The 16,525-nt window shown below is 37.0% G+C and carries 18 protein-coding genes; 10 read left to right on the top strand and 8 right to left on the bottom strand.

Features of this window, described 5'->3' with window-relative positions; translation table 11 throughout:
* Positions 1-9: 9 nt before the first annotated feature.
* The gene (locus tag C0Z22_RS06335; RefSeq protein ID WP_103217498.1) at positions 10-717 is read right to left on the bottom strand and encodes a VC0807 family protein; all 708 of its coding nucleotides are present in this window, start codon (positions 715-717) and stop codon (positions 10-12) included.
* A 197-nt stretch (positions 718-914) separates the two neighbouring features.
* Between C0Z22_RS06335 and C0Z22_RS06330 the strand changes: the two genes are divergently transcribed.
* Together C0Z22_RS06330 and C0Z22_RS06325 are read left to right on the top strand one after the other, a co-directional pair.
* Positions 915-2,180 (top strand): S8 family peptidase, encoded by a 1,266-nt coding sequence (locus C0Z22_RS06330; protein WP_103217497.1) that lies wholly within the window; start codon positions 915-917, stop codon positions 2,178-2,180.
* A 49-nt stretch (positions 2,181-2,229) separates the two neighbouring features.
* On the top strand, positions 2,230-2,649 hold the full coding sequence (locus C0Z22_RS06325; RefSeq protein WP_199177527.1) for a group II truncated hemoglobin: 420 nt from the start codon (positions 2,230-2,232) through the stop codon (positions 2,647-2,649).
* Here the strand turns inward: C0Z22_RS06325 and C0Z22_RS06320 are convergent.
* A complete protein-coding gene (locus C0Z22_RS06320; RefSeq protein ID WP_103217496.1) occupies positions 2,572-2,970 on the bottom strand; it encodes a DUF309 domain-containing protein in 399 nt (132 codons plus the stop codon). The two genes, C0Z22_RS06325 and C0Z22_RS06320, sit on opposite strands and share 78 nt — an antisense overlap.
* A 77-nt stretch (positions 2,971-3,047) precedes the next feature.
* Entirely contained in the window at positions 3,048-3,818 is a 771-nt protein-coding gene (locus C0Z22_RS06315; protein WP_103217495.1) for a 3'-5' exonuclease, read from the bottom strand.
* Positions 3,819-3,938: 120 nt separating this feature from the next.
* Between C0Z22_RS06315 and C0Z22_RS06310 the strand changes: the two genes are divergently transcribed.
* The 3 genes from C0Z22_RS06310 to C0Z22_RS06300 all read left to right on the top strand — a co-directional run bounded on the left by C0Z22_RS06310 (position 3,939) and on the right by C0Z22_RS06300 (position 7,167).
* A complete protein-coding gene (locus C0Z22_RS06310; RefSeq protein WP_103217494.1) occupies positions 3,939-5,507 on the top strand; it encodes a sensor histidine kinase KdpD in 1,569 nt (522 codons plus the stop codon).
* A gap of 2 nt (positions 5,508-5,509) precedes the next feature.
* Entirely contained in the window at positions 5,510-6,199 is a 690-nt protein-coding gene (locus tag C0Z22_RS06305) for a response regulator transcription factor (RefSeq protein WP_103217493.1), read from the top strand.
* A gap of 137 nt (positions 6,200-6,336) precedes the next feature.
* Positions 6,337-7,167: a thioredoxin domain-containing protein gene (locus C0Z22_RS06300; RefSeq protein ID WP_103217492.1), complete on the top strand. Its 831-nt coding sequence runs from the start codon at positions 6,337-6,339 to the stop codon at positions 7,165-7,167.
* A gap of 4 nt (positions 7,168-7,171) precedes the next feature.
* Here C0Z22_RS06300 and C0Z22_RS06295 read toward each other — a convergent pair whose 3' ends face one another.
* The 5 genes from C0Z22_RS06295 to C0Z22_RS06275 form a co-directional block, all read right to left on the bottom strand.
* Positions 7,172-7,954, bottom strand: a complete 783-nt coding sequence (locus C0Z22_RS06295) for an endonuclease I family protein (RefSeq protein ID WP_103217491.1) — start codon at positions 7,952-7,954, stop codon at positions 7,172-7,174.
* A 144-nt stretch (positions 7,955-8,098) separates the two neighbouring features.
* Positions 8,099-8,866, bottom strand: coding sequence for a PilZ domain-containing protein (locus tag C0Z22_RS06290; protein WP_158246835.1), 768 nt, complete (start codon positions 8,864-8,866; stop codon positions 8,099-8,101).
* On the bottom strand, positions 8,841-10,058 hold the full coding sequence (locus tag C0Z22_RS06285; protein WP_103217489.1) for a transglycosylase SLT domain-containing protein: 1,218 nt from the start codon (positions 10,056-10,058) through the stop codon (positions 8,841-8,843). Before C0Z22_RS06285 ends, C0Z22_RS06290 begins: the two co-directional genes overlap by 26 nt.
* A 127-nt stretch (positions 10,059-10,185) precedes the next feature.
* On the bottom strand, positions 10,186-11,037 hold the full coding sequence (locus tag C0Z22_RS06280) for a vWA domain-containing protein (RefSeq protein ID WP_103217488.1): 852 nt from the start codon (positions 11,035-11,037) through the stop codon (positions 10,186-10,188).
* Positions 11,038-11,048: 11 nt separating this feature from the next.
* Complete coding sequence (locus tag C0Z22_RS06275; protein ID WP_103217487.1) at positions 11,049-11,804, bottom strand: MotA/TolQ/ExbB proton channel family protein; 756 nt, start codon at positions 11,802-11,804, stop codon at positions 11,049-11,051.
* A gap of 69 nt (positions 11,805-11,873) precedes the next feature.
* Here C0Z22_RS06275 and C0Z22_RS06270 point away from each other — a divergent pair, with 69 nt between their 5' ends.
* From C0Z22_RS06270 to C0Z22_RS06250, 5 genes are read left to right on the top strand one after another with little or no spacing between them, the layout of a single operon-like run.
* On the top strand, positions 11,874-12,284 hold the full coding sequence (locus C0Z22_RS06270) for an acyl-CoA thioesterase (RefSeq protein ID WP_103217486.1): 411 nt from the start codon (positions 11,874-11,876) through the stop codon (positions 12,282-12,284).
* Between the two features lie 10 nt (positions 12,285-12,294).
* Entirely contained in the window at positions 12,295-13,032 is a 738-nt protein-coding gene (locus tag C0Z22_RS06265) for an ABC transporter ATP-binding protein (protein ID WP_158246834.1), read from the top strand.
* Positions 13,025-13,849 (top strand): ABC transporter permease subunit, encoded by an 825-nt coding sequence (locus C0Z22_RS06260; RefSeq protein ID WP_103217484.1) that lies wholly within the window; start codon positions 13,025-13,027, stop codon positions 13,847-13,849. The genes C0Z22_RS06265 and C0Z22_RS06260 overlap by 8 nt, the downstream gene beginning before the upstream one ends.
* The gene (locus C0Z22_RS06255; RefSeq protein ID WP_103217483.1) at positions 13,849-15,207 is read left to right on the top strand and encodes a hypothetical protein; all 1,359 of its coding nucleotides are present in this window, start codon (positions 13,849-13,851) and stop codon (positions 15,205-15,207) included. Before C0Z22_RS06260 ends, C0Z22_RS06255 begins: the two co-directional genes overlap by 1 nt.
* A gap of 28 nt (positions 15,208-15,235) precedes the next feature.
* The gene (locus C0Z22_RS06250; RefSeq protein WP_103217482.1) at positions 15,236-16,507 is read left to right on the top strand and encodes an acetyl-CoA C-acetyltransferase; all 1,272 of its coding nucleotides are present in this window, start codon (positions 15,236-15,238) and stop codon (positions 16,505-16,507) included.
* Positions 16,508-16,525: the final 18 nt, after the last annotated feature.

The following is a 16,525-nucleotide window of genomic DNA, read 5'->3' as shown; positions in this document are numbered from 1 at the left end:
TTACATTTATTATTGCTGCTTTACCATTTCTTCTAATGGAAGCTGTGTTTGTTTCTTGATGTAATTTACTAGAGTAAAAATAATAATGACTGTTACTATTAAAGTTGGCACAGAGATTACTGGAAAGCTAAGAGCTGTCATTCTTCCCAAGCTTTCATTGAACTCAACTGTACCTGGTGCTCCTTTAAGGACGATGGCCGCAAGAACATAATTTAAAAATGCTGAAAGAAAGAATGTTGAAGAAAAGTAGAATCCTGCAATGTGAATCTTTTGTTTGAAGTCGTCGTGTAAACCTCTTGCTTCAAAAGCAAGGTGGATCTTTTCCATATCAAAAATTTGCTCAAATAAAGTTCTAATAAGTGGCTTCTTTGTGAATTGAGAAGCAAGTACAAAAAGACCAATTACAAGTGGAACAGCAGTTTCTTTTACAATCATCCATGTGCGATCTAATTCCAATAAGCCGATTCCTCCTGTTAGAAGAACGCTCACAAGACCAATGGCCGCAATCCAGTTAAACTTTCTTTTAGAGATAAAGTCCCATGCTCCATATAAAAGAGGAAAGGCAAGGGCGATGATCAGAGCATTTACTTGACCTAGTTCTTCAGGCCCTGAAAATTTTGTAAGTATCACCGATGGAATAACAACATTACAGAGAATGTTGATGAACGGGTTTTCATTTTTATTTTGAACGTTATTCGTTTCAGTCGAATCTGACATTTATAATCCTTTTATAATTTGCCCTTCATAATACCTAAATCAATAAAGTAGGAAAAGGTTTAAAAGACCAATGTGAAAAGTCGGGTATTGTAACAACTTCTTACACCCTGTAATCTGAACTTGTCTTAAGAAAATTAAAATGAAATCATTTTTTTTACCGAATTACTTTTGATCACGGATGAACATAAGGATAACTCATGAAAAAATTATTTCTTGCACTTGGTATGACATGTGCGCTGAGCGCTTCAGCTCAAAACTTCAATGGTTACATTGTAAAACTAAAGCCAGGTTTCGAGTCTCTTGTTAACACGAATATGGCAGATGCTCAGGTTAGAAAACTAAGCTTTGGTACTTTTGCTGTTGTTAAGCAAAATTTTGAAGGCCTTGTTCAAGACCCAGCAGTTGAGTATGTTGAGAAGAACTGGATCATTAACTTAAATGATTTTTCAGCTCCTCAACATAATGATGCTTCATTAACAGAAAATCGCGATGAGCAATTTTCTAAGCAATGGGGATTAATGAATGACGGACGCAACTCTAGTGGTTGGTTCTCAAGAGGAAAAGCTGGTGAAGACATCAATGCAACTGCTGCATGGAATGTTGAAACAGGTGATCGCGATCTAGTTGTTGCAGTTATTGATACAGGTGTTGATTATACTCACGCTGATCTAAAAGCTAACACTTGGAAGAATGAAGGTGAAATCGCTGGAAACGGAATTGATGATGATGGAAACGGATTTGTTGATGATGTTTATGGATACGATTTTGCAAATAAAGACGGTGACCCAATGGACGGTCACTCTCATGGTACTCACTGTGCTGGTGTAATTGGTGCTCGTCACAATGGAACTGGTATCATGGGTGTTATGGCAAATGTTAAAATTATGTCGATTAAATTCCTAAGTGACAGTGGTTCAGGGGAAACAATTGATGCAATCTCTTCAATTGACTACGCTGTTGCAAATGGTGCAAAAATTCTTTCAAACTCTTGGGGTGGAGGAGAGTACTCTGAAGCACTTAAAGAGTCGATTCAAAATGCACGTGATAAAGGCGTTCTTTTCGTAGCTGCTGCTGGTAACTCTTCAGCTGACAACGATGCAAGACCAACTTACCCAGCAAATTACGATGTTGAAAACGTAATCACTGTTGGTGCAATGGATGGTAAAGGTAACCGTTCATCTTTTTCTAACTACGGACAAGATACAGTTCACGTATTTGCACCAGGTTCAAATATTCTTTCAACTGTACCAGGTGATCGTTATAAGAAGATGTCTGGAACTTCAATGGCAACGCCAATGGTTTCTGGGGTACTTGGACTTCTACTATCAAAAGAAGAAGGGCTAACTTTCTCTCAAATTAAAGAAAGAATTTATTCAACTTCAGTACCAAATGCAGGACTTATCACAAAAGCTAAGTCTGGACGTATTGAAGCTTATCGCCTACTTAACAATATCCAAAACTAGTGATATATAAAGAGGGGAGTCGTCGTATTAGCGACTCCCTTTTTTATTTATGAAAATCAAACTACCAGAATTCCTTATTCGAAAATTAAAAATGACTCCTTATCATAAATTAGGTGGCGCCGAGGGCGTTCAAGAACTTGTTAATAACTTCTATGAGATCATGGATACTGACCCAAAGGCTTCCAAGTGTCGCGCTATTCACGCAAGCTCACTTGAAAGTGCTAATAAGAAACTTTTTATGTTTCTATCTGGCTGGTTAGGTGGCCCTAGTCTTTATATTGAAAAGTACGGCCATCCTCGTATGAGAAAGCGTCATTTTCCATTTAAGATTGGTTTTGCTGAGCGAGATGAGTGGCTCTATTGCATGAGAAAGGCCATGGATATGAAGAATTTAAAGCCTGAGTTTGATAAAGAACTCTGGGGTGCTTTCGAAAGATTCGCCGAGCATATGAGAAACCAAGACTTTTAGATCTTCGATTTCTATTCCGCAAAAAACTTCGTAATTTAATTCATTAAGTAGCTCAAGGCAGCGATCAAAGTGAGTTTTAAATGCACTTTCTTGCTTCATTTCTAATTTTAATAGCCCTGCTGCTATTTTAATGATGGCCTTAAATAAAATGGCAAAGTCATCAGTTCGATTATGCTCATTCCATAAGGATTCTAAGTAGGCATGGGCCTCCCAGAAATATCCTTGGTTTACCAAGTCAATGGCATACAGATAATCTTCACTATCTTTAAAAGCTTCACTAGAGCTTAGGCGAGCTGTTTGAGGCTCGCCGCTTTCTTCCATATGGCCACCAGACTTCAAGGGATGTGGATTCACTCCCGGTCGAAATTTATATGGTGGTAGTGCTCGAGTGGAATATCTTATGAAAGTCTCCAATCAAAGTCGTACAGAAGTTTTCCTTCATCAATATGAACTTGAGAAACTATCTTTGACCAAACTTTTTCATTTGGATCCCACTGGAATCTTGCACGAGCAACCTTGTGCTTGATCGTATTGAATTTTTCAACTTCTTGACGATTCTTCCAATTCGGCGCCTTAAGTTCCGCTACGATTCTAACTTTAGGTGCACTAGCAAGCTTTGCCATACGTGCATAATCGTAGTGAGAAGCAATCTTTAGCATCGCTAGAACATCAGTTACGGCGCGGTGAGGGAATGGATTAATAAATCCATGTGAGTGCTCAAGAAGCGCCATTGATTTATGAGTAATTTTTCTTGGGTACTCAACATCTTCTTGAGTATCAATCCAAACTTTATTTGGCATCTCAATACCATGTCTTTTAAACATGGCCGTAAGCATTGGCTTGTCGTACTTTGCACCATTATGGGCCATCATATAGTCGGCCTTCTTCATCAGAAGTGCGATTCTTTCAAGGGCCATCTTGATTTCATCACCCTTGCGGCCCCATTCAGCAAGTAATTGCTCATCAATGCCAGTTAGCTCAATGACTTCTTCTGTAAGCTTTAGACGGTCTTTCTCGTCAATTAATTCTGAGAAAATTCTTACTGGAGAGTTGATGCGTGTATCCCAAAGGACTGCTCCAATTTCCGTAACGCGGTCAACTTCAAGGTTTACACCTTTTTGCGTTAGATTTTCGTTAATACCTTCTAAATCAACTCCAAGAATGAGCATTTGACGTCCTTTTGTTGGTCTTGCTGTGTGCCATAAGATTAATTGACAATATTCTGACTTATTTAGGACAATTATTAACGATACGTTTAATATTGTAAATGCTGGGATTACTTAGATTTAATGAAACCTTATATTGTACTTATATTCACGGCGTTAATTGTTGCCTTCTTTTCAGGAAGTTTTGTTTTAAAAACTTTCGCTCCTCGATTTGCTAGTCAGTATCAAATTGATGAGATCAATGAGTTAAAAGTTAAGATGCAAACTACAATTACACCATACGCCATCGTTAACTTCTCATCATTGTATTACTCAGATGAGCAGTTCCAACTACTTAATCCTTCACTTGCTATTGAAGAATTTGATGCATCTCTACTTTCAAGTTCAAAAGGTTGTTCAAATATTGAGATTCTTCAATCTCAGCTTACGGGAACACGTAAAAAAGGAGTCTGGGAACAAATCCGCTGTGGAAGAATTCGAAATATTCCTAACTGGTTTGTGAAATCTCCACCTTATATTCATGAATCTGGTGTTAGTTACGCATACCTCTTGTTTCAATATCAATTGGCCACAGGCCAGGCGTCACAGACGTCATGGGTAAGGCGTAGACTTTCTTACTTCCATGTTTCAGAACTTGCACAACTTCAACGTGAAATCGGGCCACTCGGTGGAATCTACGGTCTACTTGCAAGTCTTTCTCAGGAAACTCTACAAGATATTATTAATGAGGAAGGAACTATTCTAGCAAAGAACTTTTTATTGGCACGAATAAAGTATCCACGCCAATACAATGTTCTCGAGTATCGCTTTTACTCAAATGATTCCATTGAAAGATTTCTCGATCAAACGCCTTATCAAATATCAAGAGCACGTGCAGGTAAGTGGTGTGTCTACAACGACGGTCCAATTTGTTGGCGACAGAACACAAGACATCTCTTACAGACTGTCTCTACTTCGACTTTGACATCATTTACCGGGATCATGGTTATTTTCTTCATTATTCTTTGGCTACTATTCAGTAAGATCAAGGATGATAAGGTTGAGGAGAGTCGTAAGAAAATGGCACTTCAAGTTTTGACACACGAGTTTAGAACTCCTGTTAGTTCTCTTCTTTTAATTGTTGAAAAAATGAACCGCTCAATTGATAAATTGGATGAAGAACAGCAAGAAGATCTTCTTCGAATTGCTGGAGAAGTATATCGCCTTCAACGTCTAACAGAGAAGTCTAAGCACTACCTGCAAGGCTCTAATGCCTCAGGGATGTTAACTTTTAGTTATGAAAAGCTAGAGCACTTAGAAGATCTTATCTATGATACAATTATTCCTATTAAGGAAACTTATGATAAGGAAATAGAATTATCGATTGATGTGAAAGATACGATCTTTGTCGATTATTATTGGTTTCAAATTCTCATTAAAAATCTCGTTGAGAACTCTTTTATTCATGGTGCGCCAGAGCACTATTTAAAGATTTATGAAAAAGATAAATTCTTTGTTGTTGAAGTCGGTGATGGTGGAGAGATTACAAGAGACCTTGATACTCTAACAAGTGAGTTTGTTAAAGGTTCTAAAAGTTCAGGTACAGGCTTAGGTTTAAATATTATTAAAAATATAGTTGATGAATGGGGTGGAAAAATTGAGTTGGTTAAGAAGCCGACGAAGTTTATTATCACGCTACCTAAAAGGAAGTAATTATGGATAAGATTCTATTAGTTGAAGATGATGTTTCACTAGGTAAGGGAATTCTTGATTTTCTTAAAATGGAAGGCTTTGATACGACGTGGGCACAAACTTTAGAAGAAGCAAGAAAGATTGATTTAAAAGGTTTTAATCTTATTATCCAAGATTGGATGCTTCCAGATGGACAGGGGATTGATTTTCTAAAAGAGATTCGTTCTAACAATAATAATACACCTATGATTATTCTTACTGCTAAGACTGATCTGATTGATAAAGTTGTTGGCCTTGAGTCAGGGGCAAACGACTATATGACTAAACCATTTGAGTCTCGTGAACTACTTGCTCGTATTCGTGTGCAACTTCGTATTGGAGATCAAGGAGCTACAGCTAAGGATCTTGATACTAAAGGTGTTTTAACTCTTGGAAAACTTAAGATTGATAATGATACAAGAGAAGTTACTTGGGATGGAAACTTAGTCGAACTAACTAAAATGGAGTTTGATTTCCTAAAGCTTCTTGTGGAAAATCCAAATCGCGCTCTATCTCGTGATGAGATTTTAAATAAGGTTTGGGGTTATGAGTGTTATCCATCAACTCGTACCGTAGATACACACGTTCTTCAATTACGTCAGAAATTTAATGAAAATTTAATTGAAACGGTTCGAGGTATCGGCTATAAGCTGCGTCCACAATTTGCTCAATAAGAATAAAAAATGATTTAAGGGCCTTTCAAAGGCCCTTTTTTTTCAAAGAATTGACATAACTCTAACGAAGATTGAATAAAGCTTGGCCATAATATAACGAAAGGTTAGTTAATATGAACAACTACTAAGGGACCATTATGTCTAAGCGTATAACCATTCCACTTCTCTTTGCCTGCGTGGCACTTTTTTTAGCGTCATGTCAGTCGAAGCAATCGGCGAGCGATCTGCAAAAAACTCTTGAGGAAAATCCGCAGATTTTAACTGAAGTGATGAAGAAGAACCCGCAATTGTTTATGGAAACACTTCAGAAGATGGCATCTCAAATGAGAGAGAAGGCCCTTGAAGATCGCAATAAGAAAGAACAGGAAATCTTAGAGGCCGCATTTAAAGACCCTATTGAAGTCGAAAAGCATAGTGAAGATTTAATCATTGGTAATCCTAATGCGAAAGTGGTTATTTATGAATACTCTGATTTTCAGTGTCCATTCTGTTATCGTGCCCTTGAGACAGTAAAACAAGTTCTTGATGAGTATAAAGATGATGTGGCCTTTGTCTATCGCCACCTGCCAATTGATTCAATTCATCCAAATGCAAGATTGGCCGCAAAATACTATGAAGCAATTAGAATTGAATATGGCCAAAAGGCCTTCGATTTTCATGAAACAATTTTAAAGAATCAAAATAAGATTCGTCATGGTGAAAAATATTTCCTTAGTTTAATTAAAGAAATGAAATTAGATATTGGGAAAATTAAGGAATTAGTAAACTCAAAACGTGTCGAGAATAAGATTGCTGCGGACGTAGCAAGTGCAAATAAATTGGGCTTTAGTGGCACTCCTGGTTTTGTTGTGGCCGGTGTCCCTGTTAAAGGCGCATACCCATATTCTCATTTCAAAATGATCTTAGATCGTCGTTTAAATGGAAACTCTAAGGATCCAGCTAGCGAGATGGCAGCGAAGATCAAGTAAGAAATTAAATGTCCGTCAGTAGTTCAATTAATTCAGGGTAATCGATAAATGGATTTCGGTTGCCCTGATACTTCTCAACTTCATCATTTCTAAACTTCTCAAATTCATCGATAGGATCTAACTTGTCCCAAGCTCTTAAGAATGCTTCTTCACGATCATCAATTGGAAGCTCATACATTACTGCAAAGTAGAATAGTCCACGAGCGATATCACCCTTTACTTCATTAGGTGGTTCAAAAAGCGGCATATTTGGATACTTCTTATTCTTTCCAAATTTAGATTCACCACAGTCTTGAAGTTTATTGTCGTCAACTTCACCGTAGTGATATGAGGCCCTCATACTATTAACAAAAGAGTCTGTTGGGAAAAGGTGGTGCATATCCGCAACCATATCATCGTATTCGTTCTTACCGTGTTCAACAGTTTCACCATAGTCAAAGAATCGAGACTTCGGCCATGTATGCTCAGTGTTGATGATATTACCATCAGGTAGGTTTTCAGAGTCTAATTGAATATCGACATTATTTTCGTACTCATTTCCGCAGTAAAGGTCTTTTAGAAACTTATTATCGGATCCAGATTTATTATAGGCGTAGATATTATTAAAAAGGTAAAGACGTGCTTCTTTATAATAAAGAGTTCTCTTTCCTTTTTTCATCAAATCAGAAAGACGCTTTCTGAATTTTGCTTGATCGATTTGTGTTTTCGTATCACCGTGGCCTTTGAGGTTTATTGCCTGGGCCATAGTGAGTGATGTTGCTAAAATTATTAGAGTGGTACGTAACATAATTAGCTTTTACGGTAATTTATGAACAGATGGTAGGAGATTGTAGAATTTACCCGAAATATAGTCCCAATAAAAAAACAGGACCTCGGTGAGGTCCTGCCAATTTAAAAATCAAGCTCGTTATTTTAGCTACTTAGGGGACGACTAAGCGGCCTTATTATACTCTTCGTAATCGTTATCACTATCCATATTTTCTTCATCTACACTTTGTCTAAGGCTTGTTAAAAGCTTCTCTAATTGAAGTCTTTCGCTAACTCCAAGCTCAACAAATTGTACCCCCATTCCTTCTGGGTAGCGTCCAACAGCATTCGATTTTCTAACGACCTTGGCCTTTAGTTCTAAATCTGTTCCGATATTAAAAGTAAAAGTGTCTCCACAATTGAAGATATCTTTTTGAGTTGGCGTATTATACGAAATATAAGCACCTGTTCTTGAGATATCAAAAGTTTCTCCAAGATTAATTGGAATATCAGTTGATGATACCTTTGTTGGTAGTGGTGCTTGGTAACGAATTGCTGTTTTCCACCACTGAGCAGCAGGAGAATTAATAACATTCGTTTCATGACTAAGAATAAAATATGAAGTCATTAGGATATATGCAAAAGTTGATAGAATAACTGAAGCTGCTTCAAAGTCATTTCCATAAACTAGGACAATCGAGTTATTTAAACAAACAAAGCCAATCGATAATGGAAAGCTCCACTTGATGTCATCTTGCGCTGTAAATGAAAAGTACGCATTTAGAAAACAAGAGGCCATAACCATAAAGTTAAAGACTGTCATTTTCGACCAGATGGCACCAATATCAGTTGCACCATGACCATAAAGGAACATGACCTGAATTGGGATACTAACTGCAATTGCAATAAATACAAATGCATAAATATTAAAGATTAATGGCTTGATCTTCATTGATGACTCCTTGTGTGTCATTTTGAGTAAAGTGATAACAATAACTATTTACGCGATTAATATAATTCTTTGCTTCTTGTAGGCGATCAGAGTTACGCCAATTTGTTTCTAATTTGATTAGTTGTGACTTAACTCTAAATGGGCCAGAGTTATAGCTGGCAAGAATTAGGTCTGTGAAAAGTTGGCTTTTCTCAAATGATTTAAGGTCTTTGATTTTTGGATATGACTTTTGTACAAGATCGATATTTCCACGCCAGTACTTCTTTAAATATTCAATATACTCAAGGCCACCAATAACTGACTTCTTACGATTAAGTCGCCAGTCATTTCTTTGATTAATCTTTCCTGACCTAACCATGAATTTTACAAGTCCATATGGAAGCTTTTCAATTCTCTTATCAACCTTCCACTTATCGTATTTCTTAACAACGTGCTGGCTTGCTGCATCTGTTACTTGTGTAAGCCCAATTGCTTTTGCAGAACTTACTGAACGATAGTTAAACCCTGATTCTTGGGCAATAATTCCAAGTAGCATTGAAGGGTTTGTATGAACTTTTTTAGCTTCATTTTTTACAAGATCAATGAAGCTATCCTTAACATTGAATGGATCTGTTGTTGTAATTGTTGTGTTGTTATTTGCTGTTGTAAATTGCTTACATGATGGTTCTTCATAACGGTATAGAGAGCGAATTTCTCCACGATATTGGTAACCAATTTTAATATCGGTTTCAAGTCTTGCTGGAAGACTCAGGCGATTGATTTTATAGATGATATTTTGATCGTCTTCATAGATAACTTTATTATTATTTTTAAAGCTTGAAGTAATATTTCTTCCATTCCAAAAGATAACGATATTTTCTGGATTCAATTTTCCACGAGTAGAATTTATCTTAATATAAAGATCATAAACAGCATGACGATTTTGTTTTTTAGGAAAGAACTCAATTCCAATTGTACTTGTTCCAACATTATCAAAATTTAAATGGTTATCTAAGATATTAGTAAAGGCCTCGAGATTTTCGAATGTATCCCCATCATTAATTATTGAAAGAGTGTCACTTCCGAATGGGTTCATTGGCCCAGCACATGAAGTGAACAGGAGAGTCGCTCCAAAAAAGAGTGCCGAAAAGCTTGCTCTTAACAAGACTCTGACAATGTGCTGACGAAATGTTGGTTTAAGTGCCATGTTCATTGACACTATTATGACAATTTTGGGTAAGTAGCTGAAGTTGCTAGGTAGTTAATCTTTTTATATCAACTACTTAGCTAAAAAATCCGATAAAATCTATGGTTAGCAAAATTAGCAATTTTTGCCAACTTTAGAAGCCATAGAAAAAACCGTTATTGGCATCTGTTAAATTCTTTAAGAATTTATATAAATTTGAGGACTTACTGAAGTTAGTGGCCCCCACACCAATAGCGTTAATTTGGACTTTTCGAAGTCTATTTTTGTCGGTGATATCCCTAACAATATCTTCAATACTATCAGGTGAAGTTGTTCGGCCTGACTTTGTTGGAGAGCCATCACTTAATAAGACAATATCTGTAAGTTGTGGATATTGGTCGATAACATATTTTAGGGCCGCTCTTGTCGGGGTAGCGCCAAGTGGCCTAAGTCCTGCTAGAAATTCATAGACTTCTTCTTTGATTTTTAAATCTCTAAGATCTTGGAGAACGCCCCATAGGGCATACTGAGAACTGCGATTCTTTCCTGGAAAGTAGATGATATCGACGTAGTAGTCTTTTCCCATTGAAGCAATAAGCATCTTAAGGCCTGCCTTAACTTGGCCAATACGATCATCTGTTGCCATTGATCCTGAAACATCAATGAGAAAGGCCACTCTCTTGCCTTTGAAATTAAAACCTACATCAGCATTCTTAACCGTTGGAGCTGGAGTCGGTTTTGGTTCTGGTTTTGGTTCTGGCTTGGCCTGCGGTGGGGTAATTTGAGCTGTTAGCTCTTTAATCACTTTCTTTTGATCCTGAGCAAGCTTTTCACATTGAGAAAGTGCCTGTGAATTATCAACGCAAACTTCTTTTGGAGTTTCTACTGTTGTAGGTGCTTCATTCTTTGGAACAACGATGAAGAGGATAATCACCGCTCCAAGTGCTCCTGAAAGTAAATCAAGAAATGAAATATTAAAAACGTCTATGGACTTTCTTTGGCGCATTATTTGCTTTCCTACATCTCAATCTTATTAACTAAGTTTTCAATTACATATTCTTTTGTTTTCATATGAAATTGATCAGTTGCTTTTTGCAAATCGTGAAAGAGCCACATAAGAATGATACTTAGGATTAGTGCAACAAGTGTTGTATCAAAGGCAACACCAAGAGTTGAAGTAATCAGTTGCATGTCTTTGGAGTTTGCTAACATTAAAGCACTTGAGATACCAAGTACAGTACCAATAAAGCCAAGAGAAGGAATGGCCCATAGGAGATAGCGAATATTAGACTGTTCAGTTTCTGAGTTGTCTCGATGTAGGTCAGTTATAATATTAATGACCTCTAGAACTTCGGAAATATTTTTCGTTGATCGAAACTTAGCACAAGAATTTTTAATGAGCTGTGTGAGTAAAGTTTTCGAATACTTCTTTTCAAAGTCCTTAACTTTTTGTCCTATTTGAATGACATCGTCAGACATGAGTAAATGTTTTTCATCAGTAGGAAGGAGATTGGCCTTAAAATAAGACTTTTCAGCTTTAATTTGGGCCTTTAGTTCTTTTATTTCTGAAATTGACCAGAAGAATGCCATGTAAGTTAGCCACTGAATGTAGCCACCTTTGATGAAATTTCCGCCTAAAAGAATTAGCAATCTTGAGACCATGCCATCTTGTGGAAAAATACCAGACAGATACGCTCCGTTTAATACCGCCACAATAACACTGCTTATAACAACAGCTTGTCCAATGAGTTGCAATTCTTTCTTTTCTAGCATTGAATGACCTTTTACTCTAAAATTATAGATATATATTTAATTATTATAACTGACTTTAAAAGGATATAAATGGTGGGAAAAAATAGTGAAAATGAACCAGTAGGAGAACTATGTGTTCGCACGCTAACGATGCCTTGTGATACAAATCACAATGGTGATATCTTTGGAGGTTGGGTTCTTTCGCAAATGGATATCGCCGGTGCAATCTATTCTGGAAAGCGCTGTAATGGCCGTACGGCAACTATCGCAATTGAAGCAATGAAATTCATCCAACCAGTAGGAGTTGGGGATATCTTATGCTGTTACTGCTCAACTGTAAGAGAAGGAAATACATCTCTTGCTGTTAAAGTTGAAGCTTGGGTTATTCGCAAGTTTGAAACAGAAAGAGTTAGAGTGACGGATGGAATTTTCACATACGTGGCCATTGATGAAAATAAAAGGCCAAGAAGTATTAACTCAAAAACAATTCTCGAAAAATAAGGATTTCTATATGAGCGTAATTAACGTTGAGAATGTCTCTAAAAGTTATAGAGACCAAAAGGCATTATCGGACTTCTCTCTTACTGTAGAACATGGAGATGTCGTTGCTCTTTTAGGGCCAAATGGTGCTGGAAAAACAACTTTTGTAAAGTGTATGCTAAATCTTATAAGTGCAGATAGTGGCAATATTTCGATTTATGATATTGATTCAAATGATCCTATGTCTCGATCTCGCCTGGTTTACTTACCTGAAAAATTTACTTTCTATAGCTACTTCACTGTTGAAGAAACTCTTAAGTTCTTTGCTGAGTTTCACCAAGTTGAAAAGTCTCTTGTAAAAGAAAGAATTCAAGAAGCTTTAGGAAAACTATCAATTGGAGAGTTAGGCAAGAAAAAGCTTAGTGAATTATCAAAAGGCCAAATGCAGCGCGTAGGCTTATGTATTGCTATTGTTGCTGATAAAGATTTGATTATCTTAGACGAGCCATTCTCTGGGCTTGATCCAATCGGTATCAAAGATGTGAAGGATATCTGCCTTGAGCTTTCGAGCAAAGGTAAGACGATCTTAATTAACTCTCATATCCTTTCTGAAGTTGAGAAATTTGCAAAGAAGGTGATTATCTTAAATCACGGTCAAGTTAAGGCCCAGGGGCCTATTGATGAAGTACGTGGTGGTATGTCTCTAGAGGATCGTTTTTATACTCTTATTAAAGGGACTAAAGAGGAAAGTGGGGAAGTTCATGTTTAATTTAACGCTTATTAAAAATACAATTGAAAAAGAAGTTCGAAATAAATCAGTAATCTTTCTATTCATTATGACTGTTATTGTAATGTATCTGGGAGGAGTGCTAAGTAATACCCTTCAAATTGAAATTCAAGAATCTGGTTTTAGTACATATCTAGCAACCGCAAGTATGACAGTTGTTATTTGGATTATCAGTCTTAGTGCAAAGCTTGTCGCAGCTCTTATTTCGGCAAATATCTTTCGTAGTGATTTAGAAAGTGGAGTAATTTCTCAAATCTTAGCACTGCCAATTAAGCGCTCTTCATATGTTATCAATCGTATGCTTGGTGGAGCCGTTTTAAGTTTCCTTTATCTGATCTTCATTTTGATAATTGGGGTTGTTATTCTTCTATCAAATGATCTTGTGCCAAAGGGTGTGGATTTCTCAATGGTGAAGATGGTTGCTTCACTAATTCCTCACTTCTTACAGATTTTGATTATTATGTTTGTGAGTTGTTTCTTCAGTTTATTCTTTAATAAAATTGGAACACTTCTACTAACTTGTTTTTATGTTCTGGCATCTGTTGGTGTCTATACTTATATCAAGGCGGGAAATCCAGCTCTTTCGGGGCTAAACCTTTCTTCAATATTCGGTTTTATCTTTTATTGGATGCTTCCAAGAATTGGTGAAATCTCAGGCCTTGCAGATATGCTATCGCTTGGGGCCGAACTTAATTTAGAAATTGTAAAAAGCTTTGTCTTTGGTTTTGTTCACTTAGTGGCAACTCTTGGGATTTGGGGACTAATCTTTAACTTTATTTTTAAAAGAAGATCATTTTAATGAGAAAATTGCTAATTATCCATTCAGATGAGCGCATCCAATCAAGTGTGAGAGAGTACTTAACAAATGAGTACTCTTTTGAAATTGATTGTCTTGCTAACTCATCACTAATTACGAATGCGGATGAATTAGCAACTTATGACGGGATCGTTTGTGAGAATCGTTATGTCGATAGCGAAGGACGTAATATTGTTGGCGGTCAAAATTTGATAAATTTTATCATTGATCACTCGATAAAAAAGCCTGTTGTTATCTTAGGTGAGATGGAAATTGATTATGGTAGCTTTGTCTCTCTACCATCGAGGTTTTCTCTCAGAGATATTAGTCTTCAACTAATTAAGAGTTTAAATATTACAGATGAGGAGTTAAGACATTTAAAGATGCCTGATTTTGTTAGTGTTGAAATTGCAAATTTCTATCAGCTCTCAAATCCATGCTGTGATATCTATATTAAAATGACAAAAACTGGTGTGGATCATTTTGTTAAAAGAATCTATGCCAATGACGTTCTTGATAAAGATATCGTAAGACGTTATGAAAATAATAATCTTTCGCACTTCTTTGTACAAAAAGAAGATTTCGAGAAATTAATGGGACAAATCTTATCTCAGTCTTTAACAAAGGTTGTGAAGGCCTTTAAAGAAGATAAGAAAATTATGGAAATTAGTAGTGATACTTTTGAAATTTCACAAAACCTTCTAAATGAAATTGGAATCACTCCACAAACAGTAAAGCTTGCTAAGACTTCTATTGTAGCTATGACAAAGACTGTAAGCGGCTCTAAGAAACTTTCAACACTTCTTCGCTCTCTTTTAGAGAATGAAACGACTTATGCGTTTAAAAGAAACTATCTAACTAGTTTGTTCTTTTATCAAATCATTCCAAATCTAGGATGGGGGCGAGGAGAACAACTAAAGCAAACGATGGATAAAGTTTGTTATATTTGTTTTTTCCACGACATCCTTCTACGTGAAGAGAAACTTTTAAAGATTCACTCTCTTGATGATATGGCCTTCGTGGATTTAACAAATGAAGAAAAGAAGCTTGTGTTAGAGCACGCTAATATGACGACAACTCTCTTGCAGGAGATTTCAGGGATTCCAACTGGAATTGATGTTATTGTTCGCCAGCACCATGGTTCTCTAAATGGTGTAGGATTTCCTGATGTGTACACATCAAATTTATCTCCTCTAGCGATATGTTTTATAGTCATTGAAAAGTATGTTGTTGAGATCCTCAAGTCTATTGAGGCAAAAGAAAAACTTAAATTGAATTCGATACTCCTAGAGCTTGATGAATTTTTTCATTTGAGCAGTTATCGTAAAATAATTTTCGAACTAAAAAGCCTAATAAATTGAAAAGGCAAATTTATAAAAAGGAAAACTAATGGAACAAAGAAAAGTTTGTATTATCACGGGATCACGTATTCCATTTGCAAGGTCTGGAACGACATATCAAGGTGTATCTAACAAAGAACTTATGACAGCTGCTCTTAAAGGTTTAGTAGATAAGATGAACCTAAAAGGCCAAGAAGTAGGTGAGGTCGTTCTTGGAGCTGTTAGTAAGCATGCTTATGATTTCTCTCTTGCACGTGAGTGTACAATTGAGTCAGGACTTTCTTTTCACACTCCTGCAACTGATATCCAAAAAGCGTGTGGCCTATCACTTGAGGCATCAAATATTATTGCAATGAAAATTGCTACAGGACAAATTGAGTGTGGAATTGCTGGTGGTGTTGATACGAATAGTGATATCCCCGTTGAGTTTTCAAAAAAATTCTCAGATGCTATGAGCCGTGCAAATTATGCTCGCTCAACAGGTGAGCGCGTGAAGGCTTTACTAAGTATTCGCCCGGCCGATCTAAAACCATCTTTCCCTGCGGTTAAGGAGCCTCGCACAGGTCTTTCAATGGGACAAAGTTGTGAGCTTATGGCCCAGCGTTGGCATATTGCTCGTAAGGACCAAGACCAACTTGCGTGGGAGTCTCATCAAAATGCTGAGCGTGCATACAATGAAGGTTTCTATAATGATCTTGTAGTGCCTTTTAAAGGCCTAGAGCGCGATGGAATTCTTAGAGCTAACACTACTGTCGAAAAGATGGGATCTCTTAGGACTGCATTTGAAAAGTCTGAGAAGGCAACTCTTACTGCGGCCAACTCTACTCCTTTAACAGACGGTGCTTCTTGTGTTTTCCTATGTTCAGAAGAATATGCAAAAGAGCATAACCTTGAGGTTTCAGCATACTTTACTACTTGTCAGTCGGCAGCAGTTGATTTCATCGAAGAAGAAGGTCTTTTAATGGCCCCTGTTTATGCAGTTCCTAAGCTCTTAAAGCGTGCAGGACTTACTCTTCAAGATTTTGATTTCTATGAAATTCATGAAGCCTTTGCTGCTCAAGTTCTTTGTACACTGAAAGCTTGGGAAGATGAAGAGTTCTGTAAAACAAAGCTTGGCCTAGATGCAGCGCTTGGGTCAATTGACCGCTCAAAGCTAAACGTTAAAGGTGGCTCTCTTGCTCTTGGACACCCATTTGGTGCAACTGGTGCAAGAATTGTTGCAGGCCTTGCTAAAATGCTTCAAGAAAAAGGCGGCGGACGTGGACTAATCTCAATCTGTACAGCAGGTGGGATGGGCGTTGTTGCTATCGTTGAAAGATAAAATTGAATAAAAAAAGGC

The sequence above is a fragment of the Halobacteriovorax sp. DA5 genome, assembly GCF_002903145.1.
Taxonomy (GTDB): domain Bacteria; phylum Bdellovibrionota; class Bacteriovoracia; order Bacteriovoracales; family Bacteriovoracaceae; genus Halobacteriovorax_A.
Note: the sequence above shows the minus strand (reverse complement) of the source record. Positions and strands in the feature narration are given on the sequence as shown.

Bases quoted from the DNA above. Each gene is read 5' to 3' on its own strand.
- C0Z22_RS06250 (WP_103217482.1), top strand. From the start codon at position 15,236: ATGGAACAAAGAAAAGTTTGTATTATCACGGGATCACGTATTCCATTT.
- C0Z22_RS06305 (WP_103217493.1), top strand. From the start codon at position 5,510: ATGGATAAGATTCTATTAGTTGAAGATGATGTTTCACTAGGTAAGGGA.
- C0Z22_RS06270 (WP_103217486.1), top strand. From the start codon at position 11,874: ATGGTGGGAAAAAATAGTGAAAATGAACCAGTAGGAGAACTATGTGTT.
- C0Z22_RS06275 (WP_103217487.1), bottom strand. From the start codon at position 11,804: ATGCTAGAAAAGAAAGAATTGCAACTCATTGGACAAGCTGTTGTTATA.
- C0Z22_RS06310 (WP_103217494.1), top strand. From the start codon at position 3,939: ATGAAACCTTATATTGTACTTATATTCACGGCGTTAATTGTTGCCTTC.
- C0Z22_RS06290 (WP_158246835.1), bottom strand. From the start codon at position 8,866: ATGAAGATCAAGCCATTAATCTTTAATATTTATGCATTTGTATTTATT.
- C0Z22_RS06315 (WP_103217495.1), bottom strand. From the start codon at position 3,818: ATGCTCATTCTTGGAGTTGATTTAGAAGGTATTAACGAAAATCTAACG.
- C0Z22_RS06295 (WP_103217491.1), bottom strand. From the start codon at position 7,954: ATGTTACGTACCACTCTAATAATTTTAGCAACATCACTCACTATGGCC.
- C0Z22_RS06300 (WP_103217492.1), top strand. From the start codon at position 6,337: ATGTCTAAGCGTATAACCATTCCACTTCTCTTTGCCTGCGTGGCACTT.
- C0Z22_RS06280 (WP_103217488.1), bottom strand. From the start codon at position 11,037: ATGCGCCAAAGAAAGTCCATAGACGTTTTTAATATTTCATTTCTTGAT.
- C0Z22_RS06320 (WP_103217496.1), bottom strand. From the start codon at position 2,970: ATGGAAGAAAGCGGCGAGCCTCAAACAGCTCGCCTAAGCTCTAGTGAA.
- C0Z22_RS06260 (WP_103217484.1), top strand. From the start codon at position 13,025: ATGTTTAATTTAACGCTTATTAAAAATACAATTGAAAAAGAAGTTCGA.
- C0Z22_RS06335 (WP_103217498.1), bottom strand. From the start codon at position 717: ATGTCAGATTCGACTGAAACGAATAACGTTCAAAATAAAAATGAAAAC.
- C0Z22_RS06330 (WP_103217497.1), top strand. From the start codon at position 915: ATGAAAAAATTATTTCTTGCACTTGGTATGACATGTGCGCTGAGCGCT.
- C0Z22_RS06285 (WP_103217489.1), bottom strand. From the start codon at position 10,058: ATGAACATGGCACTTAAACCAACATTTCGTCAGCACATTGTCAGAGTC.
- C0Z22_RS06265 (WP_158246834.1), top strand. From the start codon at position 12,295: ATGAGCGTAATTAACGTTGAGAATGTCTCTAAAAGTTATAGAGACCAA.
- C0Z22_RS06325 (WP_199177527.1), top strand. From the start codon at position 2,230: ATGAAAATCAAACTACCAGAATTCCTTATTCGAAAATTAAAAATGACT.
- C0Z22_RS06255 (WP_103217483.1), top strand. From the start codon at position 13,849: ATGAGAAAATTGCTAATTATCCATTCAGATGAGCGCATCCAATCAAGT.